The following is a 2,669-nucleotide window of genomic DNA, read 5'->3' on the forward strand; positions in this document are numbered from 1 at the left end:
ACGCCGGGGCCGGTGCGCAGGACGACGCCCGCCAGGTCGGAGCCGATGATGTGGTACGGCAGATCGTGCCGCTTGGCCAGCGGCGAGAGCTTGCCGTAGCGCTCCAGGAAGCCGAAGGTCGAGACCGGTTCGAAGATCGACGTCCAGACCGAGTTGTAGTTGACCGAGCTGGCCATCACGGCCACCAGGGCCTCGCCGGGCCCGAGTTCGGGCACCGGCACCTCGTCGATGTGCAGCGACTTGCGCGGGTCCTTGTCCCGGCTCTCGACGCCGGCGAACATCTCCGCCTCGTCCTTGTGGATGGTCACCGCCCGGTACGACTCGGGCAGCGGCAGGGCGGCGAAGTCGGCGGCGGTGCTCTCGGACGAGAGGATCGCGTCCAGGATTGTGTTCACGTGGGGCCTCCGGCGAAGCGTTTCGACAAACGCTTGAGGGAACGCTGGGGTCTTGTTGTGTCGGGTGCGCGGCGGGCGTCGGTTCGGCTCGGTGGTGCGGCTCGCCGTGCGTTCCGCACGGGTGGAACGGGTGGAGCGGTGCGGATCGCACGGGTGGTGCTGGCAGCGCGGTGGCGCGAGGGGTGCCTGTGACGCAGGCGTCCGGGCGGACAGGCCGGGGTCGGCTTGTCGGGACAGCCGGCGTACGTCGGAACTCTGCACGCCGGCCGCCCGGACACCGCACAACGTATGGCACGGCGTGCCAGCAGACAAGACACTGCGTGCCAAAATTTCCGCCCAGTTGTCAGACGGGGTGCACGCATGAGCGCGAAACGGCCGCCCCGGGCGGGGCGGCCGTCACTCGGTGTCGATCTGTGATGTTGTCCGCGTCAGCGGGTGGCCGGCGGGTCAGCCCGCGCGGCGGCCGAGCGCCGACTCGATCGTCCGCATGATCTCGTCGAGCGGCGCGTCGGTGCGCGCCACGGTCACCAGCACCTCGCCCTCCGCCGTCGCCGCGGCGGCCGGGGCCTTCCCGCCGGCCGCCCGGTCCGGCTCGGGCGCCTCCTCGGAGCGGGCCCGGCCCGCCCCGATGCCCGTGCCGAACGTCTCCCGGACGATCGCGAACGCGCGGTCCAGCTGGGCCTCCACATCGCCCTGGCCGCCCCCGCGCAGCCAGCGCCGCAGCACATGGTTGTGGGCGGTGACCACCGCCGACGCGGCCACCTCCGCCAGCAGCGGGTCGTCGTCGCCGTCGCGGTGCGCCCGCTCGTCGAAGTGGCCCAGCAGATAGCGGGTGAACAGCCGCTCGTAGCGCGCCACGGAGGCGATCTCGCGCTCCCGCAGCGCCGGCACCTCACGGGTCAGCCGATAGCGCTCCACCGACACCGAGGGGGCGGCCGCGTACATCCGCATGACCTCCTTGATGCCCCGGCACACCGTGTCCAGCGGGTGCTCGTGGGCGGGCGCCGCGTCCAGCACCGCCTGGGCCCGTACGAGGGTGTCGTCGTGGTCCGGGAAGATCGCCTCTTCCTTGGAGCGGAAGTGGCGGAAGAAGGTGCGGCGCGCCACCCCGGCCGCAGCCGCGATCTCGTCGACCGTGGTCGCCTCGTAGCCCTTGGTCGCGAAGAGCTCCATCGCCGCCGCGGCCAGTTCGCGCCGCATCTTGAGCCGCTGCGCGGCGGCCCGGCGGCTGCCGGGGGTGTCATGGGCGTCGGAGGCGGCGGCGAGCGTACGAGCGGACTTAACGGGCTGGGACATGGGGGGAACGTACTGCATTCGTCCGAACGCCGTCTCCTCGGCGCCGGCGCCCGGCCCCGGCGGCGGGCCCCCCGAACGGCGGCCCGCCCGGCCCTCGCGCGGGGGCGGGCCGCTCGCGCCCTCCAGCAGCCCGCCCCAGCCACCCTGTCTTTCAGGCCGTCGCATACTCACGGAAGCCGCGGCCGGTCTTGCGGCCCAGGCAGCCCGCCGCCACCAGGTGTTCGAGCAGCGGCGCGGGGGCCAGCCCCGGGTCGCGGAACTCCCGGTGCAGCACCCGCTGGATGGCCAGCGACACATCGAGCCCCACGACGTCCAGGAGCTCGAAGGGGCCCATCGGATAGCCGCCGCCCAGCTTCATCGCGGTGTCGATGTCGTCCAGCGAGGCGTAGTGCTCCTGCACCATCTTCACCGCGTTGTTGAGGTACGGGAACAGCAGGGCGTTGACGATGAACCCGGCCCGGTCCCCGCAGTCCACCGGGTGCTTGCGGACCCGGGCGCACACCGCGTGCGCGGTGGCCCGCGCCTCCTCGGAGGTCAGCACCGTGCGGACCACCTCGACCAGCTTCATCGCCGGCGCCGGATTGAAGAAGTGCAGGCCGATCACGTCCCGCGGGCGCGAGGTGGCGCGGGCGCAGGCGACCACGGGCAGCGAGGAGGTGGTCGTCGCGAGCACCGCGCCCGGCTTGCAGACCTTGTCCAGCGTCGCGAAGAGCTGCCGCTTGACCTCCAGGTCCTCGGCGACCGCCTCCAGCGCCAGGTCGACCTCGGCGAACGCGTCCAGGCTGCCCGCCGGGGCGACGCGCTCCAGCGCCGCCTCGCGCGCCTCGGCCGACAGCCGGCCCTTGGCCACCGACCGGGCCAGCGACGCGGCGATCCGCGCCTTGGCCGCCTCCGCCTTCTCCAGGGTGCGGCCGGCGAGGACCACGTCGTAGCCGGCCTTCGCGAAGACCTCGGCGATCCCGGACGCCATGGTGCCCG

The 2,669-nt window shown here is 73.3% G+C and carries 2 protein-coding genes and 1 pseudogene; all 3 read right to left on the reverse strand.

What is annotated here, in order from left to right; all coding sequences use genetic code 11:
• A pseudogene (locus ACSNOD_RS30330) lies at window positions 1-395 on the reverse strand (crotonyl-CoA carboxylase/reductase); the annotation flags it as partial.
• A 447-nt stretch (window positions 396-842) separates the two neighbouring features.
• A complete protein-coding gene (locus ACSNOD_RS30335; RefSeq protein ID WP_436770291.1) occupies window positions 843-1,691 on the reverse strand; it encodes a TetR family transcriptional regulator in 849 nt (282 codons plus the stop codon).
• A gap of 151 nt (window positions 1,692-1,842) precedes the next feature.
• Window positions 1,843-2,669 (reverse strand): 3-hydroxyacyl-CoA dehydrogenase family protein (locus ACSNOD_RS30340; protein WP_436770292.1); only part of this gene is annotated, 827 nt, incomplete at its 5' end.

The sequence above is a fragment of the Streptomyces sp. URMC 123 genome (assembly GCF_051386515.1).
In the GTDB taxonomy this organism is placed as follows: domain Bacteria; phylum Actinomycetota; class Actinomycetes; order Streptomycetales; family Streptomycetaceae; genus Streptomyces.